Genomic DNA, 23,084 nt, shown 5'->3' on the forward strand with positions numbered 1-23,084 from the left:
TCTGCTAATGCTCGGAGTGAAATCATTAGATTTTAAAGGTCATTTCATCTAAAACCCAAAAAACCGAGTAACTTATTTGTGACATCAGGGTTTCATTATTATATGAATAAACGCTTACCACTTTTCCTCTTCCTTCTACTGGCTACGCAGATTCTCTGTATAGGTCAAGTGCCTGGGTTTTTTATGAAAGAGGATAAGCGTAAGGTTGTTATTCCATTTTATGCTTCAAATAGTCTGATCATTATTCCCGTTTCAATCAACGGAAATACGCCTCTAAATTTCTTAGTTGATACTGGGGTTCGTTCTAATATTTTATTCAGTAAAATACTTGGTGACGCTCTGGAACTAGAGTACACTAGGCGATTGAAACTTGTGGGAGCAGATGGGAATGATGACCTGATGGCATCGGTTTCTCCCATTAATCACTTTGATGTTGGTCCAGTAGAGGGGATATTCCAAAGTATACTTGTCCTAGAGGATGAGTTTATAGAGTTGGAGTCTGTTATTGGGATTCCTATTTATGGGATTTTAGGTTCTGAGTTTTTCAAATTCAATCCTGTCAAAATCAACTATGACAAAGGGGAAATATCCTTTTTCAGAACTAGTGCAATGAAATGGAGGCCTCTTTTTTATAGAAAACTAGCTATGAGTATTGATGATAACAAACCTTATATCAATGCTGAAGTGAGGCAAAAGGACGGTTCATTTATTTACCCTAAGTTACTAATCGACACTGGCGCAAATCATGGTTTATTGCTTAATCGAGAAACTACAGATGAAATTACCATGCCTCCACTATTTATAGCATCAGCTTTGGGCCAGAGTTTAGGAGGCGTTTTATATGGATTTATTGGTCGAGTGGATTATATGAAATTGGCCAATTTCAAATTGGATGAAGTGCTCACTTCTTATCCTGATGAAACGCCTTTTAGCTATGTGATTCAAAACTCGGGGCGTTATGGGAGCTTGGGCGCAGAGGTATTGGGCAGGACAAGACTTATTTTTGATTACCCTAGAAATCGCCTTTTGGTGCGAAAAGCTGAGAATTTTTATACGCCTTTCGAATACGATATGAGCGGAATGTCATTGAAAAAGATCCCAAATGATGATAATCGGATATACGTTTCAGAAATTAGACCAGGATCTCCTGCCCAGCGTGTAGGAATTATGACTTTCGATGAAATATTAACCATAAACAAAGTACCAACCTTCATTTGGGAGCTAGGAGAAATCAATAAGTTGTTAAGATCGGAACCAGGAAAGGAGATTACTTTAGAGGTTCGTCGGTATGAAGGAGATGATCTTACCAAATGGGAAGATCACAAATTCACCTTTACCCTGAGGAAGCAGATTTAGCCGGCTTTTAGATTGAATTAAGATAAAAACGGTAATTTTGAGTGAAGGAAGGGGGAATAATCCAACCTCTTTTTCTTAAATACGTGAGTAATCAAGTTGTAAAAATCAATTATAAAACATGAAAAAATTCCTTATTCCTATTCTGATTTTGTTGGTCGTGGGCATTTTTGTCTATACTAAAGCCGTAGGGACGTATAATACTTTTGTCCAAACAGAAGAAGTGATCAATGGCCAGTGGGCTGAAGTGGAGACACAGTATCAAAGAAGATCTGATCTTATTCCTAATTTGGTAAGTACAGTGAAAGGTTATGCAGAGTTTGAGCAAGAGACTTTGACTGGTGTGATCGAAGCAAGAGCAAAAGCTACTTCAGTAAATGTAGATGCATCGAATCTTACTCCTGAAAAATTGGCTGAATTCCAAGGTGCACAAGATCAGCTTGGCGGTGCTTTAAGTAGGTTGTTGGTAAGCGTAGAGCGTTATCCTGAGCTTAAAGCGAATCAAAATTTCCTAGAGTTACAAGCTCAACTTGAAGGCACAGAAAATAGAATCGCTGTAGCTAGACGTAACTTCAATCAGTCTGTTCAGGATTACAATTCAAATCTTAGAACATTCCCGAACAACATCTTTGCGGGCTGGTACGGATTTGAGCAGAAAGGCTATTTTGAGGCCACTGCAGGATCCGAAAATGCACCTACAGTTCAGTTTTAATACCAATTAATCATGTCTGAGAAATTATTCTCAACGGCAGACCGGGAAGCTATCGTTAATGCGATCCGGTCTGCTGAAGTTTCCACCTCTGGAGAAATCCAAGTTCATATAGAAAGTCGTTGCAAAGTCGAGGTACTTGATCGTGCTGTGAAGGTATTTGACACCCTTAAAATGCATCAGACAAAAGATCGCAATGGGGTTTTATTCTACCTTGCCGTAGTTGATAAGCGCTTTGCAATTTTAGGCGATAAAGGCATCAACGAAGTAGTTCCAGAAGATTTCTGGGAAAAAATAAAAGAACACATGGCTGGCTTATTTAAGCAGGGTCAATTTACACAAGGTCTGATCGACGGTATTCACATGGCCGGCGAGCAACTTGGAACGCATTTCCCTTATCAGGGTGATTCAGACATAAACGAGCTTCCTGATGAGATTTCTTTTGGGTCCTAAGACCCACCCTCTTTTATTACTATTATTTCTTTTCTCTCTTGGCCTTCAGGCCCAGGACTTTCCTCCTGCGCCCAATCCACCAAGATTAGTGAATGATTTCACCAACACCCTTTCAGCGGCTGAAGCGGGACAATTGGAAAGTAAATTGGTTGCTTACAATGACAGTACATCCACGCAGATTGCGATTGTGATGATGCGCTCTGTAGGTCAATATGACATTTCTGATTATGCTTTTCGCCTTGGCCAAGCATGGGGGATCGGTGGTGGAGAAAATGACAATGGAATCTTGATTCTTGCCGCAATGGACGATCGTAAGGTTTTCATTGCAACTGGTTATGGAATGGAGGGAGCTGTTCCTGATGCATTGGCAAAACGTATCGTGGAAGGTTTGATTCTGCCCAATTTCCGTAAAGAAGCATATTATGAAGGTCTTAATGAGGCTACTGATATGATTTTCAAGTTAGCATCTGGCGAATACACAGCTGAGGATATAGAGTCGCAAGGCAATAGTGGCGGAGCCATTTTCATGATCCTTTTCTTCATTTTCATCTTTGTGATTCTACCTCTATTGAGAAATAGAAATGATAATAATAACCACATGGGTGGCAGAGGTGGAGGAGTAGGCATCTGGAGTACTATCCTGCTGGCAAATATGCTAGGCGGCGGTCGTGGATATTCTGGCGGCGGCGGCTTCGGTGGCGGCGGAGGATTTGGCGGCGGCGGCGGCGGCGGCTTCGGAGGTTTCGGAGGCGGTGGCTTCGGCGGTGGTGGAGCTGGCGGCGGCTGGTAAATGGGTTGGAATTAAGACAGTAGACAGGTGTCCGAAGAACGAAGTAGCCTAAATTCTAGCTTTAGACAAATTCTATTTTAGTTTGTCGTTTTTAATATAATGAAGCATTTATTGTATATAAGTATAGAGCACCTTCTTTTTGAAGGTGCTTTTTTTGTGTCAAAGTGGATAGCGTTTAATTATCCTGCTACTCCAGAAGCAGGATCTTTCCAAAAGCATTTTTGCACGTCAGTCTAAAAGAATTACACAATCAAAATAGAATTTTGGCCTTCCTTTCTAAGCCTTATTCACAAATCTTTTTTTTGCAGTAAAATAATCGGAGCTTATCCTTCAATTGGGTAATAATAGTTTATATCCTAAATAAATACGTAGAAAAATACGTATTTATACGTAATTTTCTTTAAGTTTAGCCAAGATTTTAAGCCAAAATGATTTCAGTTTCCGAAGCCTTAGATTTAATTAAAACTCACACAGGACAGCTGCCTACTGTAAAGATGCAGTTAAGGGACTCCTTTGGTTGTTTTGTGGCAGAAGAGATAGTGGCGCCCATCAGCCTACCGTTTTTTCGACAATCAGCCATGGATGGTTATGCTTTTCGATTTGGAGAAATCAGTGAACTAGAAATCATAGGAGAATGCAAGGCCGGAGATGCACTGGATTTTGAGCTTCAAGCAAATCAGGCAGTGAGAATCTTTACAGGTGCTCGTGTGCCCGATCTAGCAGACACAGTCGTCATGCAGGAACATGTAGAGGCGAATGGTAAGAATATATCCATACTTCAACTACCCGATAAATCTGCCAATGTGCGGGAAGTCGGCGAACAAATAAAGGCTGGTGATCAAGTGTTGCCAGCTGGGACAAAAATAAATGAATCAATAATTGGTTTTTTGGCCAGTTTTGGGATCACGGAGGTTTTAGTCTTTAACAAACCCAAAATTACGTTGATCGTAACCGGAAATGAACTTCAGGAGGCTGGAAGTCCCCTGCAGCCCGGATGCATATATGAAAGTAATGCGATCATGCTGGAATCTGCCCTGAAGTCACGAGGCTTTGCTTCAGTGCGGATTTTAAAGGTTGAAGATGATCTGGAAGCAACAAAAAAAATCATTGCTGAAGGACTTGAGGATGATATGCTGCTGATCTCTGGTGGTATTTCTGTTGGCGATTATGACTTCGTCAATGCCGCTTTGCAAGCAAATGGAGTTCAAGAGATTTTCTACAAAGTGAATCAAAAACCGGGGAAGCCACTTTGGTTTGGCAAAAAGGAGAAGACACTTGTCTTTGCCTTGCCTGGAAATCCAGCTTCTTCATTGACCTGTTTTCTGATCTATGCCTTCTCAGCATTGAAAATTATGTCAGGCAATCCTGATATAGACTTAAATTTCCAGACTGGAGTTCTGAAACATCGCACATATAATAAGTTTGGGAAGACTCTTTTCATACTTGGAACTGAGAAAAATGGGGAGCTGGAAATCTATCCTAAGCAAGCTTCTAGTATGTTGATTTCTTATGCTTTGGGAAATGCCTTGGTGATGATTCCTGAGCAAAAGGAAGAACTTGAAGCAGGTGAATCAGTGCAGTTCTTGCCCATAAATAGAAATTAGGATGATCGATTTTCACGACCCTGTTTTCATACTTATTTTCTCTGCTATTCTTGCAGTGGTTGCATTTATGTATGCAAGTGTGGGCCATGGAGGTGCAAGTGGCTATCTCGCGATGATGGCTTTGGCCGGAGTTCCTCTGATGGTGATGAAGCCAACAGCTCTATTACTAAATATTTTCGTGGCGGGAATCTCCTTTGTGTTTTTTCGTCAAGCCAAGCATTTTCGCTGGAAACTTTTTTATCCATTTGCCATCACGTCGATTCCGGCGGCTTTTGCCGGCGGCATGATCACCATCAACGCCACATTGTATAAGCAGATTCTAGGAGTATTTCTGCTGATTGCGATTTTAAGAATTTTGGGTGTTTTTGGGAAAACTAACTCAGATCAAAATGAACCTGTCAAAACTTATCTCGCATTACTGATTGGTTTGGCAATAGGTTTCTTCTCAGGAATGATCGGCATAGGTGGAGGCATTATCTTGAGTCCAGTGATCCTTTTGCTGCGCTGGGGAAATATGAAAGAGGCTGCTGCGGTTTCGGCCTTATTCATCTGGGTCAATTCTGTTTCCGGAGCTTTGGGATTTGTACTCGGTGGGGGAGAAATTCCCATGGAAGCCAGTTTCCTCATTCCTGCGGCTGTACTTGGTGGAACTTTTGGGGCGATTTACGGAGCTAAAAAGTTCTCTAATGTGACCTTGAAATACATTCTTTCCATTGTGCTTTTTATAGCTTTTATAAAATTAATGACTGTTTAGACTATGGAGAAATCTCAGGAAATAACGGCTTATGTGCTCTGTGGAGGGAAAAGCGTTCGCATGCAAGCGGAAAAAGGCTTGGTTCTCTACAGAGGCAAACCCTTTATCCGTTGGATTATTGAGGCGATTATGCCGATTACTTCCAATATTATTTTGGTGACCAGCAATGGAGATTATAGTTTGGTTGGCCTGCCGATGATCGAGGACTCTTATGAAGACAAAGGGCCTGTGGGCGGAATTTATACCGCATTGAAGCATAGCAAAACAGTGAGAAACCTGATTCTCAGCTGTGATATTCCGAAGATCACCACTGAGCTACTTAGAAATCTGTGCGATGAAAGCGAGGAAATTGAAGCTTCGGTGACCTTTCTCTGCGATGCAAAAAATGATTATCCGCTGATCGGTGTTTATAATAAATCAGCCTTACAAACCTTTGCTGATGCGATATCAAGTAATAAATTAAAGCTTTGCCCGCTGGTGAATATGATTTCACATCAGAAAATCTGCATCAATTCTGATCAGAAATCTCTGGTTCAGAATATCAATAGCAAAGCAGAATTACAGTCTCTCAACCTACTTGACCTATGACTACTATTACAGGAAAATACCCTAAAGTCACCCTCCTCGGTGCCGGCCCAGGCGATCCGGAGCTACTTACGCTCAAAGCCGTCAAAGCGCTGAACGATGCCGATGTGGTGCTTTATGATTCCTTGGTAAATGAGGAAGTACTTAAGCATGCAAATCGTGCTTTGCTGGTTTTTGTAGGAAAAAGAAAGGGAAATCACAGTCACACTCAGGATGAAATCAATGAGATGATCGTGAATTATGCAAAAGAATTTGGGCATGTGGTGCGAGTGAAAGGCGGAGATCCTTTTGTATTTGGAAGAGGAAAGGAGGAAGAAATCTATGCACAGGAATGCGGGATAGAAACGGAGATTATTCCGGGTATTTCATCTAGTGTAGCGGTGCCAGCTTCGGTAGGAATTCCTGTAACGGCAAGAGGCGTTGCCGAAAGTTTCTGGGTAATCACTGGGACGACCAGCGATAGAGAGCTTTCTAAAGATCTATCCTTGGCTGCGCAATCATCTGCTACGGTGATCATTTTGATGGGAATGAGTAAGCTTGCTGAGATCGCTGAGATATATAAATCGGTAGGGAAAGCGGATTTGCCTGTTGCGATCATTCAAGATGGTACCAAATCAGAGCAAAAAGAGGTGGTGGGAACTATCGAGAATATTCTTGAAATATCCCAAAAACAAGGAATTGGTGCTCCGGCTGTCATTGTAATTGGTGAAGTCGTTCACTTGGCCAAAGGCAGAACTGCGGTGAAGGAAGACTGGGTGCTGGAGGATGAGTTTATCTTTCAAAACTTGAATACCTTGCCATTTATTAATTAATCCGAGCGATCTGTATTAAATTGAAGCTATGATTACCATAAACTACTTTGGAAATATTGCAGAAGCTGCGCAGAGTGACTCCGAAACGCTGGACTTGAAGTCTGTGAGTTTGGAGGATCTGCTGAGCTTGCTGGATACCAAATATGGCATCAGCAAATTCCAATTTCAGGTGGCCGTTAATCGCAAAATCATCTCGACTAAGCAAGGCTTGAGCCTGTCGGATCGAGACGAGATCGCATTGCTTCCCCCATTTTCAGGAGGGTAATAATGGAAAGATTCCAACGACAGACGATTCTTCCCGGCATAGGGATATCCGGTCAGCAAAAGTTGCAGAATAGCAAGGTGCTGGTAGTCGGAGCAGGAGGTTTGGGTTGCGCCGTTTTACCTTATCTGGCTTCAGCTGGAGTTGGTAACTTGGGCATAGTAGATGGGGATAAAATCGAGTTAAGCAATTTGCATCGGCAGGTTCTATATTCAGAGAAATCTATTGGTGAGTTCAAAGTGGTAGAAGCCGAAAAGGTCTTAACTTCCATGAATTCAGAACTTACTATTACTATATATCCGGTTTTTCTCACCCTTGAAAATGTGGATAACTTATTGCAAGAATACGATTTTGTAATTGATGCTACAGACAATACTGAAGTAAGATACATTCTAGATGAAGCGTGTAGAGTAGCTGGTAAGGCGATGATCTACGGTTCGATTTTCCGTTTTCAGGGACAGGTTTCGGTTTTCAATTATCAGGGAGGGCCTTCTTATCGTAGCCTTTTTCCGGAGGAAGAACAAAGCTCATTGAATTGTGCGGAAGCCGGAGTATTGGGTACTACAGTGGGAATGATCGGGATGCTTCAGGCTAATGAAGCGTTAAAGATTATCCTGGGAATCGGAGAAATCCTTTCAGGGAAAATCTTGATTTATAACATGCTGAAGAATGATCAGCAGATCTTTGAATTGGCAGTTCAAATGGAACCAGTTTCCGAAAAGGTAACTTCGCCAACGATAGATTTGATCTCAGCGGGAAAAGCCTTGGGAGAAGGAGGTCTTCTGCTAGATGTTCGTGAGCTTGGGGAAAAGCCAGTTGTTGCCTTAGCTAATTGTATTCAGATTCCGCTTTCAGTTTTAGAGAGTAGATTGGATGAAATCTCGAAGGAAGCAAAGATTACTGTTTTCTGCCAATCCGGAACACGTGCGATTTCGGTAGCTAAAATTCTAAAGAAGGCAAATTTTCAGCAAGTGAAAGCCATTCGTGGTGGAGCTTCAGATGTAGTGAAATTGATAGAAAATGAAGTTAAGAGTGTTGAAAAACAAGATTAGAAAGGCGGGTTTTTTAGAACAAATCCCCCTTGCCCCCTTTGAAAAGGGGGAGTCGGCATACCATATAATTGACTATTATTCCGAGATTCTAGTTTAAGTTATCCACATTCACATATAGAATATAACCTGTTAATTCTTGGTTGTTTTTTAGAAATAAATAGAGGCCAGATGAAAAAAGTATTTCTTGAAGGAGCGATTTCTTCAGCATTCATAGCAGATTCGATTGCGAAGCATCAAAGCAAGCATAGCATCGGTGCGCATAATATTTTCCTAGGACAGGTTCGTGCGGATGAAGTGGGCGATCAGAAAGTCGTTGCAATAGAATACACCACCTACGAGGAAATGGCCAATGAAAAGTTACACGAGATTCGTGAGGCTGCGTTTGAGAAATTTGATCTGACTTGTCTGCACATTTACCACAGTTTGGGAACGGTGAAAGTCGGGGAGATTTGCATTTTCGTCTTCGTTTCCTCACCAAGAAGAAAGCAGGTTTATGAAGCCACCGAATGGCTAGTGAATAAGGTGAAAGAGGAAGTTCCGATCTTCGGCAAGGAGATTTTGGATAACGAAGAGCATCAATGGAAAGTAAATAGTTGAAAAATGCACATTCGCTTTTCTACATATAAAGTGTTTCAAGAATTGGTAAACTTATCCATTGAGGCCACTTCGGTCTTCGGTCACCCGTCTTTCAGCCTGTTGATCAAAGAAACTGCGTATAATGGCATTCTCTCTTTTAAGAATATAAACAAATGGTAGACATCACACATAAAGTCACGACACTTCGCACGGCAAAAGCTCAAGCGATTGTACATGTCAGTTCTGCTGAGACCATCGCGGCTGTGGTGGAAAACCGAGTGCCAAAGGGAAATGTCTTCGAAATGGCGAAGGTTGCCGGGCTTTTCGCAGTGAAAAATACGCATATCACCATTCCAGATTGTCATCCCCTTCCGGTGGAATACACTGCTGTGGAATATGAGATCGATGGGCTAGAAATTCGGATTTATATCACGGTAAAGACCGTGTACAAAACTGGAGTCGAAGTAGAAGCCATGCATGGAGCATCGGTGATTGCCTTGACTATGTACGATATGCTGAAGCCGATCGATAAGGGGATTGTTATCCGTGAAATTGGGTTGGTAGAGAAGACAGGCGGAAAATCCAGTTTCAAAGACAAAAACCCAAAGCTGATTCAAGCGGCGGTGATCGTCTGTTCGGACTCTATTTCCAAGGGAATAAAGGAAGACCGGGCAGGTAAAGTGATAGTGGATAAGTTGAAATCACATGGAGTGGAAGTGACTTCCTATGAAGTGATTCCTGATGAGATAGAACAAATCAGAAGCAAGGCTTTTGAGCATTCAGAAAAGAATCAATTGGTGATTTTCACAGGTGGAACTGGACTCTCCAAAAGAGATGTAACGCCAGAGGCTTTGGAACCGATTTTGGAGCGAAGAATTCCAGGTATCGAGGAAGCGATCAGAAGTTACGGACAGAAGATTATGCCTTTTGCGATGCTCTCTAGATCTGTGGCAGGGACGATTGGTGACAGCATTGTCTTGGCTTTGCCAGGATCGACCAATGGAGCGAAAGAATCAATGGATGCGGTTTTCCCACATGTGTTGCATGTATTTAAAATATTAAAAGGAGCGAATCATGACCCAATTGGGTAATATTCAGGAGCTGAGAGATAAGTTTGGGAGAGTCCACAATTACTTGCGGATTTCCCTGATCGAGAAGTGTAATCTGCGCTGCAGCTACTGCATGCCCGCCGAAGGAATTCCGCTTAGCCCCAAAGCACACTTGATGAGTGCGGAGGAAGTGCTGGAGTTTGCTCGGATTTTTGTGGGCTTGGGCGTGAATAAAATCCGTCTTACAGGTGGCGAACCTCTTCTTCGCAAAGACATCGGCACGATACTCGAAGGGCTTTCGGAAATGCCCGTGGATCTTTCGATTACAACCAATGGTTTGCTGATGGATAGGCATGTGGATAACTTCCAAAAATTAGGAATCAAAAAGATTAATTTTAGTCTGGATACCCTGAAAGAGGAGCGCTTTCAAGAACTTACCAGAAGGACAGGTTTCCAAAAAACGCTGGATAATTTCGAACTCCTTCATGACAAGGATTTCGATCTAAAAATCAACACGGTACTGATCAAAGGAATCAACGACGATGAACTGGTCGATTTGGTAAATATGACCAAGGACTACAAGGTTTCGGTTCGCTTTATAGAATTTATGCCTTTCGACGGAAATAGCTGGGACAGATCCAAGATGGTTTCGGAGAAAGAAGTTTTGGATCAATTGGGGGCTCACTTCGGAGCGGAGCGAATAGCATCACTTCCAAATGAAGATAATTTCACTGCTCGCAAATTCAAGATTGCTGGATACAAAGGAGATTTCGGAATCATCTCTTCGGTGACCAATCCCTTCTGCGGTAGCTGCAACCGGATTCGCCTGACGGCAAACGGACGCATTAAAAATTGTCTTTTTTCCAACAAGGAAACCGATTTGCTAGCCGCGATGCGCGCTGGGGAGAATGTGGAAAACCTGATTTTGGAATCCATTCTCAATAAAAAAGCTGTTCGAGCTGGCATGGATAGCATGGAAAAATTATCTGATCCCGCGCTGCATTCTGATAATAGAAGTATGATTGCGATTGGGGGGTGATGGTTTTGTTAATGCAGGTTCTGTCCGGGCCTGTTGCCTGTTCGCGGCGGAGGATCCTCACAGGACATTATGGAGACATATTCCGGTCTGTGAAGACACAAACCGAGGCGGTCTTTTGGAATCCATCCTCAACAAAAAAGCCGTCCGAGCTGGCATGGATAGCATGGAGAAATTATCCGACCCAGCACTGCATTCTGATAATAGAAGTATGATTGCGATTGGGGGGTGATGGTTCTTGATGCCGGAAGAAAAAAGTTTTTGAAATAGCCTTCTTGTCAGCAGTTTTTATTCTTTAATTTCTGCGAAATTTAATTCATTACTTTCTCTCGAACTCAATTTTATAGTTCTTTCGAACGAGTCAATTTTAACTATAATTTCGTGTGTCGGAATATTTTCAAGTTCATAGCATAGGCTCCTGACTTCATTATTCTTTATACACACTTTATCCTGTATAATTTTTCCGTTAAACAGTTCTGCTTGAATTATAGCACAGATTTCATTTCCACTAGTATTATTTAGGTAGAGTTCTGTCGGAGTTGAGGCGCCAAAACATCTGAAGTTCGGATGCGAATTGCATCCAGACAAAAGGAGTATTATTGAAACTGCAATTAGTCTTTTCATTTGAAATTTTTATTATTTCCGTGGCCTGTGTCCTCACAGGACACTAGTATGCCCTACTCTGGTATGATAAGACACTGACCGGGGCGAAACGAAATAGCAAACTATTATTTGATCTCTTTGATCAAGTTTTTATAATATTCCTGATTTGTGCTGTCAGTTAGCAATTGGCTATTCCAAAGGGTTATTAAAGTGTCTTTATTTAACATCTCATTATCAATCAGGTATCTGATTTCTCTGATTCTGAAAACATTGACGATGAAATCTGCTTTTAAAGAATCGAAAACTGGATCATCATAGTCATATTTGAAAAATCCATTTCTAATCAAATCATCAATTGTGTATTGGTTGTCGGGAATTTTTGTAAGAATCAGTTTAGTGTTTAGATTTTCAAGAACAAGTTTATTCGAGTCAGGGAAACTAATCTTGTATTTTATCGCTACAGAATTCTCTACTGTGCTTTTTAAAGTGACACTATCCTTTTCGACTTCATAAATTGCTCGAGGAAGAAATTCCCAATCAAGATTAAATGTCTCAAGTGTATCTTCACTAAAAAAATATTCAGTGTATAAAGAATCAGACAATGTCAGTGTAGACCAATTCCCTTCAATATTATAATTTTTCTCGATCTTCTTAGGAGCACAACTGTAATAGCAAATCGAAAAAATGATTACCGAAATTATAGCTTGAAAATTCTTCATTGTGTTATATGCCTTTATAGAACTGTTGTGCTCGAAGTGGAACTTCACAGACCGGGGTGAATAGGCTGTATCTATTTCACAGTAAAGCTTATTTTTTTGCCAAGTCCATATTCCAATAGTTGGTATAGAGTAGAAAGCTGAATGTCACTTTTGCCGTTTTCAATTCTTGAGATAAAACTTTTCTCAGTTAATTATTCGCACAATCATTTAAACATACTCTATTCAAATCATTAAATTTTTGTGGTTGACTACTGAGGAGCCGACTCTAACTATTGCGTAAGCCATTATGAACTTTCTCTAAATTTAGTCCTTAACAAAAAAGAGCCTTTCGGCTCTCTTTTTATAAATCATCTTCTTCAAAATCATCTGGATCACCTGGCCCCATATCAAACATGGAGCTGAACAAGTCTTTGAACTGTAAGCCAGTATCTAGCACTTTTTTGCTGAGCTGAGAGAATTCAGCCAAACCATGAAGCGCAAATTCCATAAAGAATTCCTTCTCATTTTCCGGCATATCTTTAACCAATTGAGTCACTACTTCTTCCAAACCAGGTACGGAATGAAGGGCAGACTTATAGTCCTTGTCTCCTTGAGAAGCTAGGATGTCCAATTCATTTCCTTCACCAAACCAAGCCAATGGCAACACATAAGGATTTCCCTGCTTTTCTTTCTTCTTCTGCTCAGGAGATGGGAAATAGTTTACGAATTGTGAGCGAATGGCTTTTCCGATCAAATTATAAGCAACCAAACCGGCACCTTCTTGCTCGCCTTCATAGACCAGTTCCACTTTTCCAGTGATTGCTGGGATCACTCCGATCAGGTCAGCAATCCGAATAATTGTATTGCTTTCTCCATTCATGTACATCCTACGCTCCGCTGCGGAGATCAGGTTTTCATAAGCCGAAATCGTCAGTCTCGCCGAAACACCGCTTTTCTCATCCACAAACTCAGAACTTCTTGCCTCGATAGCAATCTGCTCTATCAAGTCCTTCATCAATTCAGGCACATAGATGTTATCTACAGGCTTACCTTTAAGGTTAGCTTCTTGTGCAGTAATTCTTCTCCCTATCTCAATAGATTTTGGATAATGCGTGATAATCTGACTTTCAATTCTATCCTTCAGCGGCGTAACTATACTTCCTCTGTTGGTGTAATCCTCAGGATTTGCAGTAAAGACGAACTGAATATCCAGCGGGAGTCTCAATTTGAAACCACGGATCTGGATATCACCCTCCTGAAGAATATTGAAAAGTGCAACCTGAATTCTAGCCTGCAAATCCGGCAATTCATTGATCACAAAAATGGAACGATGCGATCTTGGCACTAAGCCGTAATGAATCACGCGCTCATCGTTATAGCTCAATTTCATCGTGGCGGCCTTAATAGGATCCACATCTCCGATCAAATCGGCTACAGATACATCTGGCGTGGCCAATTTTTCCGTGTAGCGATCATCACGATGCCACCATCCGATTGGAGTATTGTCACCCTTTTCCTCGATCAAATCTCTCGCAAAGGAAGTTAAAGGCTGTAAGGGATCATCATTCAGCTCCGCACCAAAAACAACAGGAACGTACTCGTCCAGAAGTTGAGTCATCATCCTGGCAATTCTGGTTTTTGCTTGCCCTCTCAGACCAAGCAAATTGATGTTGTGTCTAGAAAGTATCGCCCGCTCAATGTCAGGAATCACCGTATCCTCGTATCCCCAGATTCCTTCAAAGACGTTTTCCTTTCGCTTGATCTTTAGAATCAAGTTCTCACGAAGTTCTTCTTTGATGGATTTGGATTCGTAGCCGGCAGCTTTGAGTTGGCCGAGAGTTTTTATCTGAGTGAGTTCTTTTGGTGTCAGTTTTTGGTAGTCCATATTCCTTACAAGCGTTTCGTTCTATTGCGTTTATAATCTTCAAAAATCAGGTCGCCAAGTCCTTTCAGACTGCTGTAATAGGCATTCCCGTTATTCACTTTGGTAAATTCCTTCACGAATTCCTTCAGATAAGGATCCGAAGCAATCATGAAAGTAGTCACTGGTATTTTCAGTTTTCGGCATTGGGCAGCGAGTTTCAGAGTTTCGCTGAGAATCTTGCTGTCTATCCCAAAAGCATTTTTGTAATACTTGATTCCCACTTTCAGGCAAGTTGGCTTGCCATCGGTGATCATGAAAATCTGCTTATTCGGATTCTTTCTCCTTCTCAGTAAATCCATCGCCAATTCCAATCCAGCAACTGTATTCGTGTGATAAGGCCCAACTTGCAAATAAGGCAAATCTTTGATTTCTATTTGCCATGCATCATTTCCGAAAACGATGATATCCAGGGTGTCTTTTGGATAGCGGGTTTTAATCAATTCTGCCAAAGCCATGGCAACTTTCTTGGCAGGCGTGATTCTATCTTCTCCATACAAAATCATGGAGTGGGAAATATCGATCATCAGCACTGTGGAAGTCTGAGATCGAAATTCATTTTCTGCTACTTCCAAATCACCTTCTGTCAGCAGATATTCTCCTGAAAAACCATGATTAGCTTGGGCGTTTCTAAGCGAATCAGTCAAGGCAATTTGATCCAGATTGTCTCCAAATTCATATGCTCGGCGATCTGTTCCCCGCTCTTCGCCTTGTCCGGAATGCGTGGTTTTATGTTGACCTGATTTTCCCCGCTTGAGTTTGCCGAAAATCTCCTCCAAAGCTGACTTTCGGATCGTCTGCTCGGCTTTGCCAGTGATCTTAAACTCCCCTTTTTGGTTTTCCTCAGTGAGGTAGCCCTTGCTTTTCAGATCGTCTATAAAGTCGCCAATTCCATAATTGGGATTGGTCATGTTGTAGCGATTGTCCAAGTTGGTAAGCCAGCTCAGCGCTTCCGCCACATCTCCGCCAGTCATGGTGATGAGTTGCAAAAATATATTCAGCAGATTCTCGAACGTATTCTTCTCAGGATCCTGAGTGGGTACGAACTGAGTAAATCGAAATCCTTTCATTTATTAAGATTTTAGATGCTAGAAGCAAGGTACAAGACTTTTGAATTATGCCTTTGAGTAATAAAATAGATGGCCAAATGCTTCTATCCCATAATTAAACCCTCTTTTCATTCTAATCAGGGACATAACAAGAAGATGGGTATGGTAGTTTAATAAACGGAGCAAAAAGGCAAAAAAGATGATCAGTGTGAGGATTATTAAGCTTTGAAAAATTCATTAGGAGTGAGAATGGGCATTTTGCCCTCGGCATACTAGAAGTCTTTTTTACCTAGGGTGGTTAAGAGAAACGTTTATACTTATTTTTTTATAAAAGTCTTGACAATTTTTCCGTGCTCTATTTTCCAGCCTTTTTGAAATTCTTCTTCCCAGTTATGCATCCAGATTTCACCGGTAAATTTATTACTTAACGAAAAGTAGTTATTTACATCAAGCCTTTTTTGGTTATCATTTTCCTCATCAGGAAAATATTTTAATAAGAATGTTTCGTAATCCCCATCTACTTTCTTATCAAGCATTAAACGATAAAAAGCAAAACTTTTCTTGTCTTTGATTTCCGATTGAGTGGTTTCTCCTCTTATCACCGGAACCCAATGATTATTGTATTTTACTTCCACTTCAACTGTTTTTTCGTCGTTATAAATTACTGCGTTTTCCCAATTAATCGTTTTTGTTATTGATTTCCCCCTTGAAAGAATGTAATCAGTTTCAACAATAAATTCCTCTTGATCGCCAAACCAGTTTTTGGCCTCTTGAACAGCCATTGGCAATTTAATCACGCTGGTGCTTATCGTTTCTTCATGGCTTACACATGAGGAGAAACAAAAAATCATACTAAATAACACAACAGACACAACTAAAGATCTATACATATTTTTTATCGCGGTGTTCGCGTAAAAGTTCTTTGTCTGACTTTTCTAAGGCTTTGATAGGAGTCTCCTCTTTTAATCTTTCTAAAAATCGAGCTGCTGCTACCTGCTCCGAAGTTTTTTCTACACCCGGACTTTCCTTTTCAAAAATCTCTTCAAACATCTTGGAAAGAGAAATACCTCTGCTGGCAGCTTGCATCTTGGCTTTCTCTACAATTTCTTTCCTTACAGTAAGGGTGAGTTTCGTTTCCATGAGCTACACGTGTTTGACTTAAATATACGTGCATTTTCTGTAAAAGATTTCTATTCTACTAACCCTAATAGGAAGGGTTTCAGGCTTTAAATTTTTACTTGGCACTTTTTACCACTTACCTCTCACCACTTACAAATCTTACAGCCTTCTCATATCTCTCAATATCATATCCTAAGGAAAACATATCTCCCCTATCTTTACCCCATGACTCCCGCCGAGAAAAATGCCTCCATCATCAAAACCACCGCCAAGCGGCTGGGATTTGACTTTTGTGGGATAGCGAAAGCGGGATTTCTCGAAGAGGAAGCGCCGAAATTGGAAGAATGGCTCAATCGGAATTACAATGGTGAAATGGGCTATTTAGCCAATCACTTTGACAAGCGGCTCGACCCTACCAAACTCGTGGAAGGAGCCAAAACGGTGGTTTCTCTGGTTTACAATTATTATCCTGAAGAAAAACTACCCTCCGGAAATTCAGATATCAAACTTGCCAAATACGCATATGGCGAGGATTATCACTTTGTGATCCGGGATAAGCTCAATGAATTTCTGGAAATCCTGAGAGCGGAAATCGGAGAAATTGATGGTCGTGGCTTTGTGGATTCTGCACCAGTCATGGAGCGTCAATGGGCTCAGAAAGCAGGATTAGGTTGGCTGGGGAAAAACAGCCTTTTATTGAATAAACAACAAGGAAGTTTCTTCTTTCTATCCGAATTGATCATCGATCTTGAAGTTGCTCCTGATACACCTTTGACGAAAGATTACTGCGGTACTTGCACTGCCTGTATCGACGCATGCCCTACGGATGCTATCGTCGATAATGGTGTAATTGATGGTTCACGCTGCATCTCTTACCTGACAATTGAGCTGAAAGATGCCATTCCGACGGAGTTCAAAGGACAGATGGAAAACTGGGCTTTTGGCTGTGATATCTGTCAAGATGTGTGCCCTTGGAATAGATTTTCAAAACCACATCAAGAGCCTAGATTTTCTCCAAACGAGGAGTTGAAGGAATTGTCAAAAACTGACTGGAGGGAAATCACTGAAGAAACTTTCCGCAAGGTTTTTAAAAAATCAGCGGTAAAGCGCACTAAACTTGCTGGACTGAAAAGAAATGTCGACTTTCTTACCTCTAATTAACCTCACCCGAGATTCTTATGAGCCCTCAAACTCCTAATTTTAAATCTGTACAGAAGCTTTTTAAGCCAAAGAAAAAGAAGAGGAAAAAGACTCATAAAATTGGTCTGCCTCCTGGTGCATTAGTTTTTACGGGAGACAAAAAGTTGGAGAAAGTATTAATCAACATCATCACCTACGATGAGGTTGATTTCTATGAGGAATCTGTCCTGTTAGATCAGCTCGGAGAGCATTTGAAGCTCAAGAAAAATGTGCTTTGGATAGACATCATAGGCTTGCATGATGTAGAAATACTTGAAAAAATAGGCCTGCTTTTCGGCATCCATAAACTTACCCTCGAAGATATTCTGAATGTAGATCAGCGCCCTAAAATGGAAGCTTTTGACGACTATCTTTTTGCCGCTATGAAGATGATCCAGTGCCCTACGCCTGAATCACCTATAGATGATGAGCAAATCAGCTTTATCCTAAAAGATGGAATTCTGCTGACTTTTCAAGAGAAGAAAGGCGACGTATTTGAGTTTGTTCGAAGTCGTCTAATAGACCCGAAACGTACCATACGCCAGCGTAAGGCAGATTATTTGCTTTATGCACTACTCGATGCAGTAATTGACAATTATTTTATCGTCATGGAAAATGTGGGGGAAAGAATAGAGAATCTGGAATCACAGGCCATGACCTCTCCAGGCACTGAAACTCTTAATGCCCTTTATATTCAAAGGCGTGAAATGATGGATCTGCGTAGAACGGTCTATCCGCTTCGTGAAGTAATTGGGTCATTCGACAAATACGCAGACGATAAGATCAGTTCAGAGACTAGGCCATTTATTCGGGATCTTTACGAAAACACTATTCAGGTCATTGAAACCATGGAGGTTTTCAGAGATATGTCTTCAGGAGTATTAGACCTCTATATGAATAGTCTCTCTAACCGCATGAATAACATCATGAAGGTGCTGACGATCATCTCCACCATCTTTATTCCATTGAGTTTTGTGGCAGGAGTTTATGGGATGAACTTTGACAATATGCCAGAACTTCACTGGAAGAACGGATATTTCTTCGTGATGGGAGGAATGGCAACTGCAGTGATTGGTATGCTGTTTTTCTTCAGAAGGAGGAATTGGATATAATTCTATTGAAACCTTAGAATTACATCTTTCGCTCCATTTTTAAGGAGTAACTCCCCAGCACTTAATTGATAGTAGCGTACTGACTTAAGAGTTTCCAGAAATTTGTTTTCGAAAGGTAAATCCTGGCAAGCCATGCGTGTTGCCCCTACTTCTCCAAATTTAAAAGTCTGCTTGTCGCCTATTTCATAGGGACCAAAAATCCGATTACAGCCGCCTGATCCACTGAAAGTTTTTCCTCTAGAATCAAAAACCAAGTGTGCATCATCCTCGGAACCTGAAGTCTGAACTGGTATTTTCATGATTTCCACCAGCGTCCATTGACGATTGGTCCAGTCTGCATCTGGATAATTCTTTGAGCTACATGATGCGAATGCAAAAGCTAAAACGGCGATTAATACTAAAGTTAGGTTTCTCATAGTTGGTCGATAATTAGTTTGAAGAAGTCAGAAATCGAGCCAACTAGTTCCTAGTTGGAAATTTAGAATGCTTTCAGGCTAATATCCAGACTTTTCACAGAGTGAGTCAAAGCGCCCATAGAAATATAATCGACCCCACATTCTGCCACATCGACTAATGTGTCTTCGGTGATTCCTCCTGAAGCTTCGGTTTTATATTGTTCTCCGATCATCGCTACAGCTTCACGCATGGTTGCATAATCCATGTTGTCGAGCATAATCTGGTCCACTCCTCCTACTTCTAGTACTTGCTTGACTTCATCTAGATTGCGAGTTTCTATTTCAATTTTCAGATCCAATTTATTCGCTTTTAGATAAGTTCTAGAGCCTTCTATAGCTTGACGAATTCCTCCAGCAAAATCCACGTGATTGTCTTTCAGCATCACCATATCATATAGAGCAAATCGGTGATTTACCCCTCCTCCGATCCATACAGCCCATTTTTCCATCAATCGAAAATTTGGAGTCGTTTTTCTCGTATCCATTAAGCGGGCTTTAGTGTGGAGGATTTTCTCTGTTAATCTGTGAGTTAGCGTCGCGATTCCGCTCATACGCTGCATGCAATTAAGAACTAGTCGCTCAGAGGAAAGTATAGAAGCTGATGCTCCTTTTACTATCAGACCTATATCTCCGTATTTCACTTCATCACCATCTTTCACCAGTAATTCTACCTGAAGTCTCGGGTCAAAAGTTTTAAAGATCCGCTCAGCCAATTCTATTCCGGCAATTATTCCATCGTCTTTGATTAATAATCTAGCTTGACCAGTTTTTTCTTCAGGAATGGAGGATAGAGAAGAATAATCGCCCGGACCAATGTCCTCGGCAAAAGCAGCCGAAATAAAAGTAGAAAGAGCTTCTTCGGTGAGATAGGATGGTTTCATGCCCAAAAATAGGGATTTGAAGCGCCCGGCGAGGTGAAAACCTGTAAATTTCTTTTAGCAGCTGTAAGACTTCGTTCCTTAGGAACGATTCGATGATCAAGTAGAAAGAACTTACATACTTTGCGCTTTGTGTTGAAAAATGTGTTTACCACAAAAGGCATAAAGGCAACAAAGTGGACCTGACGGGTAATGGAATGACTAGGTGCCATTTTCAAAGTACGTGAGCTATGATGCTATGTGGTTTAACTATTGCCGCATAGAAAAAGATAGAGTGGGGGTTTCAAGCCATTAACCCTGTAGCTTTTTTTTAGAACGTCATGTTCTAAAAGGCTAAAAAATCTTTAGCCTTTAACAAATTCAAGGCTATAGATTTTAAAGTCTGAAGCTTGCTGGGATACTTTAATAAATACTTTGAATGGGCCTTGATTTGTTTGATAATCACCAATATAGGAACTCAAGCTCGGGTTGTTTTCACTTCGAAAAACAAGGCTGAATCCCATGGATGGGTTTTTCTTAAAAAAATCTTTTATCACAAGTTCTGCCTGGTTTTTAGAATAATCTCCCTGCAATCCGTTAACATTTAAGGAAATGCTGGAATCGAAATATTTGGCTAAGTCACTACTAGAACCGTGATCAATGGCAGTGATAATCGTATCGATAGAATTTACAGTATCAATTTCCATTACTGGAGATTGTACAAGCAAGAAAATTGAAACGATAAAACTTAATACTGAGGTCATTGCCCATGCTAGGCAAATACTAAGCCAAAAAAGGAATCATGTTCTGCATTTTTAAGTTTACCAATTGCACGCCTTTGAAGTTTTGTCTAATCAGGATTTCGGGGCTACTTTGCTCCGAATTATAATATATTTGCGGTATGGATAAGAAAGTACTTTTAATGATTTTGGATGGCTGGGGAATAGCCACCAACCCTTCTGTTTCTGCGATAGACAAAGCTAAAACTCCCTTTGTAGATAGCCTTTACACTAAATATCCACATGCTAAACTGGAGGCTTCCGGTCTTGCAGTTGGTTTGCCAGAAGGTCAAATGGGTAACTCCGAGGTAGGTCACATGAATATAGGTGCCGGTCGAGTAGTCTATCAGGATTTGGTAAAAATCAATCTTGCAGTCGCAAATGGAGAGCTTAACACTCATCCTGTCTTGGCTGCTGCTTTTGCGAAATCCAAGGCGTCCAAAAAGAAAATTCACTTCATGGGCTTACTTTCAGATGGTGGCGTGCATGCACATATCACTCATCTTAAAGGTCTTTGTGACGCAGCAAAATTCCATGGTATGGAAGATGTATTTATTCATGCTTTCACGGATGGAAGAGATACAGATCCAAAAGGAGGAATAGGCTATTTAGAAGATCTTCAAGCACATTTGGTTCATTCTACTGGGAAAGTAGCTTCAGTGGTAGGTCGTTACTATGCAATGGATCGTGATAATCGATGGGAGCGAGTAAAATTGGCTTACGACGCTATGGTAAAAGGTGAGGGTGAGAAGTCCAAAGACATCATCGCAGCCATGCGAAAATCATATGAAAATAACGTTACAGACGAATTTATACGCCCAATCATCCATGTTGGTGCAGATAATAAGCCGTTGGCAACGATAGGAGAAGGTGATTTGGTTATCTGCTTCAACTTCCGAACTGACCGTGGCAGAGAAATCTCTCAGGCGCTTACACAGCGTGATTATGAGGATTTCAATATGAAAAAGCTGAATGTAGAGTACGTTACGTTCACTAATTACGATGCGACATTTAAAGGAGTAGAAGTTCTTTTCGAAAAAGATAATCTGAATAATACGCTCGGAGAAGTATTGGAAAGAGCGAACAAAAAGCAGATCAGAATAGCTGAAACTGAAAAATATCCACACGTTACTTTCTTCTTTTCAGGAGGAAGAGAAAAGGAATTTATCGGGGAAAGCAGATTGTTATGTCCTTCACCAAAAGTGGCTACATACGATCTTAAGCCGGAGATGAGTGCTTTTGAAATCGCGTCTAAAATCAATGCAGAATTGAAAAAGAAGAGTGCAGATTTCATTTGCCTAAACTTTGCGAATGCGGACATGGTCGGTCACACAGGTGATTTCGACGCTGCCGTGAAAGCTTGTGAGGCAGTTGATGCATGCGCAGATAGCGTGATCACTACAGCTTTGGCAAACGACTATACAATCATCGTCATCGCCGATCATGGCAATAGTGACATGATGATCAATGCAGACGGATCTCCTAATACTGCTCATACTACGAACTTGGTACCGTGCATAATGGTAGACAAAAATGACGTCCTTACGATTAATGATGGAAAATTAGGTGATTTGGCTCCGACCATCCTCAAATTGATGGGAGTTGATAAGCCAGATGATATGACTGGAAATATTCTATTGGCTTAATGAAGCAGATCAAAGGTCTTTCCTTCGGAATTCTATTTCTTTCTCTTTTCGGACTGTTTTCCTGTGTAAATGAATCAGCAAATTCACTTGAAACACTACCGTACTTTGATCTTAAAGGGTTTATTGAAAGTAAAACTCAGGAAGTAAATGGAGTGGAAGTAGTAAAGGACTCTCAGATTAAAGGTGAGAAAAACCAAACTACTGTCGTCTATACTACTGAGGATTGGAAAGAAGAACTTAAAATATTCACAGATGCTGATATTAACAGAACTTCCTTACTTCAATCCTATGAGACTACGACTTCTGATGATATGCTGTCTCATGAGCTTCTACCTAATTCTAAGGGGAATGTGAAATATATTAAAGTCACCTATTTTGAGGATGAAGTTAGTAGTGTTTCTATCAAGATAGCTGAGGAAAATATGTTCTACACTTCTACTACCGTAGCGGAGATTTATATGAACAAATTGACGAAATTAGTTGATCATTATACTATTGGGACTACTCAGAAGATTTGGTTTGTGGATGCAAATGACATGAAAATCCAAGGAAAGATAGTTTCAAATTAATTTAATTTGTCAAGAAAAGTTCAAGGCAAGAATTGAAGGAAAACTTCAGTTCTTGCCTTTTT

At 40.9% G+C, this 23,084-nt stretch carries 26 protein-coding genes; 17 read left to right on the forward strand and 9 right to left on the reverse strand.

The window, feature by feature from the left end; genetic code table 11:
* The first annotated feature begins 102 nt into the window (after window positions 1-102).
* The 13 genes from BM291_RS01655 to moaA all read left to right on the forward strand — a co-directional run bounded on the left by BM291_RS01655 (window position 103) and on the right by moaA (window position 11,038).
* Entirely contained in the window at window positions 103-1,356 is a 1,254-nt protein-coding gene (locus BM291_RS01655) for an aspartyl protease family protein (protein WP_092894432.1), read from the forward strand.
* Window positions 1,357-1,474: 118 nt separating this feature from the next.
* Window positions 1,475-2,065: a LemA family protein gene (locus tag BM291_RS01660; protein ID WP_092894433.1), complete on the forward strand. Its 591-nt coding sequence runs from the start codon at window positions 1,475-1,477 to the stop codon at window positions 2,063-2,065.
* A 12-nt stretch (window positions 2,066-2,077) separates the two neighbouring features.
* A complete protein-coding gene (locus tag BM291_RS01665) occupies window positions 2,078-2,515 on the forward strand; it encodes a TPM domain-containing protein (protein WP_092894434.1) in 438 nt (145 codons plus the stop codon).
* The gene (locus tag BM291_RS01670) at window positions 2,493-3,305 is read left to right on the forward strand and encodes a TPM domain-containing protein (protein WP_092894435.1); all 813 of its coding nucleotides are present in this window, start codon (window positions 2,493-2,495) and stop codon (window positions 3,303-3,305) included. Before BM291_RS01665 ends, BM291_RS01670 begins: the two co-directional genes overlap by 23 nt.
* 428 nt (window positions 3,306-3,733) lie before the next feature.
* On the forward strand, window positions 3,734-4,909 hold the full coding sequence (locus BM291_RS01675; RefSeq protein WP_092894436.1) for a molybdopterin molybdotransferase MoeA: 1,176 nt from the start codon (window positions 3,734-3,736) through the stop codon (window positions 4,907-4,909).
* Window position 4,910: 1 nt separating this feature from the next.
* Window positions 4,911-5,663, forward strand: a complete 753-nt coding sequence (locus BM291_RS01680; protein WP_092894437.1) for a sulfite exporter TauE/SafE family protein — start codon at window positions 4,911-4,913, stop codon at window positions 5,661-5,663.
* Window positions 5,664-5,666: 3 nt separating this feature from the next.
* A complete protein-coding gene (mobA, locus tag BM291_RS01685) occupies window positions 5,667-6,251 on the forward strand; it encodes a molybdenum cofactor guanylyltransferase (RefSeq protein ID WP_092894438.1) in 585 nt (194 codons plus the stop codon).
* Window positions 6,248-7,060, forward strand: a complete 813-nt coding sequence (gene cobA, locus BM291_RS01690) for a uroporphyrinogen-III C-methyltransferase (protein WP_092894439.1) — start codon at window positions 6,248-6,250, stop codon at window positions 7,058-7,060. Before mobA ends, cobA begins: the two co-directional genes overlap by 4 nt.
* Window positions 7,061-7,088: 28 nt before the next feature.
* Window positions 7,089-7,325: a MoaD/ThiS family protein gene (locus BM291_RS01695; protein ID WP_092894440.1), complete on the forward strand. Its 237-nt coding sequence runs from the start codon at window positions 7,089-7,091 to the stop codon at window positions 7,323-7,325.
* A 2-nt stretch (window positions 7,326-7,327) separates the two neighbouring features.
* Window positions 7,328-8,374 (forward strand): HesA/MoeB/ThiF family protein, encoded by a 1,047-nt coding sequence (locus tag BM291_RS01700; RefSeq protein WP_092894441.1) that lies wholly within the window; start codon window positions 7,328-7,330, stop codon window positions 8,372-8,374.
* 168 nt (window positions 8,375-8,542) lie between these two features.
* Window positions 8,543-8,971 (forward strand): molybdenum cofactor biosynthesis protein MoaE, encoded by a 429-nt coding sequence (locus BM291_RS01705; protein WP_092894442.1) that lies wholly within the window; start codon window positions 8,543-8,545, stop codon window positions 8,969-8,971.
* A 152-nt stretch (window positions 8,972-9,123) separates the two neighbouring features.
* A complete protein-coding gene (moaCB, locus tag BM291_RS01710; protein ID WP_092894443.1) occupies window positions 9,124-10,041 on the forward strand; it encodes a bifunctional molybdenum cofactor biosynthesis protein MoaC/MoaB in 918 nt (305 codons plus the stop codon).
* On the forward strand, window positions 10,025-11,038 hold the full coding sequence (gene moaA, locus BM291_RS01715; protein WP_092894444.1) for a GTP 3',8-cyclase MoaA: 1,014 nt from the start codon (window positions 10,025-10,027) through the stop codon (window positions 11,036-11,038). Before moaCB ends, moaA begins: the two co-directional genes overlap by 17 nt.
* A gap of 285 nt (window positions 11,039-11,323) precedes the next feature.
* On the opposite strand, the gene BM291_RS01725 is transcribed toward moaA, so the two are convergent.
* From BM291_RS01725 to BM291_RS01755, 6 genes are all read right to left on the reverse strand, one after another.
* Window positions 11,324-11,659 carry a hypothetical protein gene (locus BM291_RS01725; RefSeq protein WP_092894446.1) on the reverse strand — a complete coding sequence of 112 codons (336 nt, stop codon included), beginning with the start codon at window positions 11,657-11,659 and terminating at the stop codon, window positions 11,324-11,326.
* 104 nt (window positions 11,660-11,763) lie between these two features.
* Entirely contained in the window at window positions 11,764-12,357 is a 594-nt protein-coding gene (locus BM291_RS01730) for a hypothetical protein (protein ID WP_092894447.1), read from the reverse strand.
* A gap of 340 nt (window positions 12,358-12,697) precedes the next feature.
* Window positions 12,698-14,221, reverse strand: a complete 1,524-nt coding sequence (locus BM291_RS01740) for a P-loop NTPase family protein (protein WP_092894448.1) — start codon at window positions 14,219-14,221, stop codon at window positions 12,698-12,700.
* A gap of 5 nt (window positions 14,222-14,226) precedes the next feature.
* On the reverse strand, window positions 14,227-15,327 hold the full coding sequence (locus BM291_RS01745) for a vWA domain-containing protein (RefSeq protein ID WP_092894449.1): 1,101 nt from the start codon (window positions 15,325-15,327) through the stop codon (window positions 14,227-14,229).
* 296 nt (window positions 15,328-15,623) lie between these two features.
* Window positions 15,624-16,196, reverse strand: a complete 573-nt coding sequence (locus BM291_RS01750; protein WP_092894450.1) for a hypothetical protein — start codon at window positions 16,194-16,196, stop codon at window positions 15,624-15,626.
* Window positions 16,189-16,446, reverse strand: a complete 258-nt coding sequence (locus tag BM291_RS01755; RefSeq protein ID WP_092894451.1) for a DUF6364 family protein — start codon at window positions 16,444-16,446, stop codon at window positions 16,189-16,191. Before BM291_RS01755 ends, BM291_RS01750 begins: the two co-directional genes overlap by 8 nt.
* Window positions 16,447-16,650: 204 nt before the next feature.
* On the opposite strand from BM291_RS01755, the gene queG reads away from it, so the two are divergent.
* Window positions 16,651-17,586 (forward strand): tRNA epoxyqueuosine(34) reductase QueG, encoded by a 936-nt coding sequence (gene queG / locus BM291_RS01760; RefSeq protein WP_092894452.1) that lies wholly within the window; start codon window positions 16,651-16,653, stop codon window positions 17,584-17,586.
* A 17-nt stretch (window positions 17,587-17,603) separates the two neighbouring features.
* On the forward strand, window positions 17,604-18,716 hold the full coding sequence (corA, locus tag BM291_RS01765) for a magnesium/cobalt transporter CorA (RefSeq protein ID WP_092894453.1): 1,113 nt from the start codon (window positions 17,604-17,606) through the stop codon (window positions 18,714-18,716).
* Between the two features lie 2 nt (window positions 18,717-18,718).
* On the opposite strand, the gene BM291_RS01770 is transcribed toward corA, so the two are convergent.
* The 3 genes from BM291_RS01770 to BM291_RS01785 all read right to left on the reverse strand — a co-directional run bounded on the left by BM291_RS01770 (window position 18,719) and on the right by BM291_RS01785 (window position 20,735).
* Window positions 18,719-19,132, reverse strand: coding sequence for an META domain-containing protein (locus tag BM291_RS01770; protein WP_092894454.1), 414 nt, complete (start codon window positions 19,130-19,132; stop codon window positions 18,719-18,721).
* 62 nt (window positions 19,133-19,194) lie between these two features.
* Window positions 19,195-20,052 carry a carboxylating nicotinate-nucleotide diphosphorylase gene (gene nadC, locus BM291_RS01775; RefSeq protein ID WP_092894455.1) on the reverse strand — a complete coding sequence of 286 codons (858 nt, stop codon included), beginning with the start codon at window positions 20,050-20,052 and terminating at the stop codon, window positions 19,195-19,197.
* A 341-nt stretch (window positions 20,053-20,393) separates the two neighbouring features.
* Window positions 20,394-20,735: a DUF4783 domain-containing protein gene (locus BM291_RS01785; protein WP_092894569.1), complete on the reverse strand. Its 342-nt coding sequence runs from the start codon at window positions 20,733-20,735 to the stop codon at window positions 20,394-20,396.
* A gap of 194 nt (window positions 20,736-20,929) precedes the next feature.
* On the opposite strand from BM291_RS01785, the gene gpmI reads away from it, so the two are divergent.
* Both gpmI and BM291_RS01795 read left to right on the forward strand, forming a co-directional pair.
* Window positions 20,930-22,453, forward strand: a complete 1,524-nt coding sequence (gene gpmI / locus BM291_RS01790; protein ID WP_092894457.1) for a 2,3-bisphosphoglycerate-independent phosphoglycerate mutase — start codon at window positions 20,930-20,932, stop codon at window positions 22,451-22,453.
* On the forward strand, window positions 22,453-23,022 hold the full coding sequence (locus BM291_RS01795; protein WP_092894458.1) for a hypothetical protein: 570 nt from the start codon (window positions 22,453-22,455) through the stop codon (window positions 23,020-23,022). Before gpmI ends, BM291_RS01795 begins: the two co-directional genes overlap by 1 nt.
* Window positions 23,023-23,084: the final 62 nt, after the last annotated feature.

Source organism: Algoriphagus aquimarinus (assembly GCF_900112005.1).
Taxonomy (GTDB): domain Bacteria; phylum Bacteroidota; class Bacteroidia; order Cytophagales; family Cyclobacteriaceae; genus Algoriphagus; species Algoriphagus aquimarinus.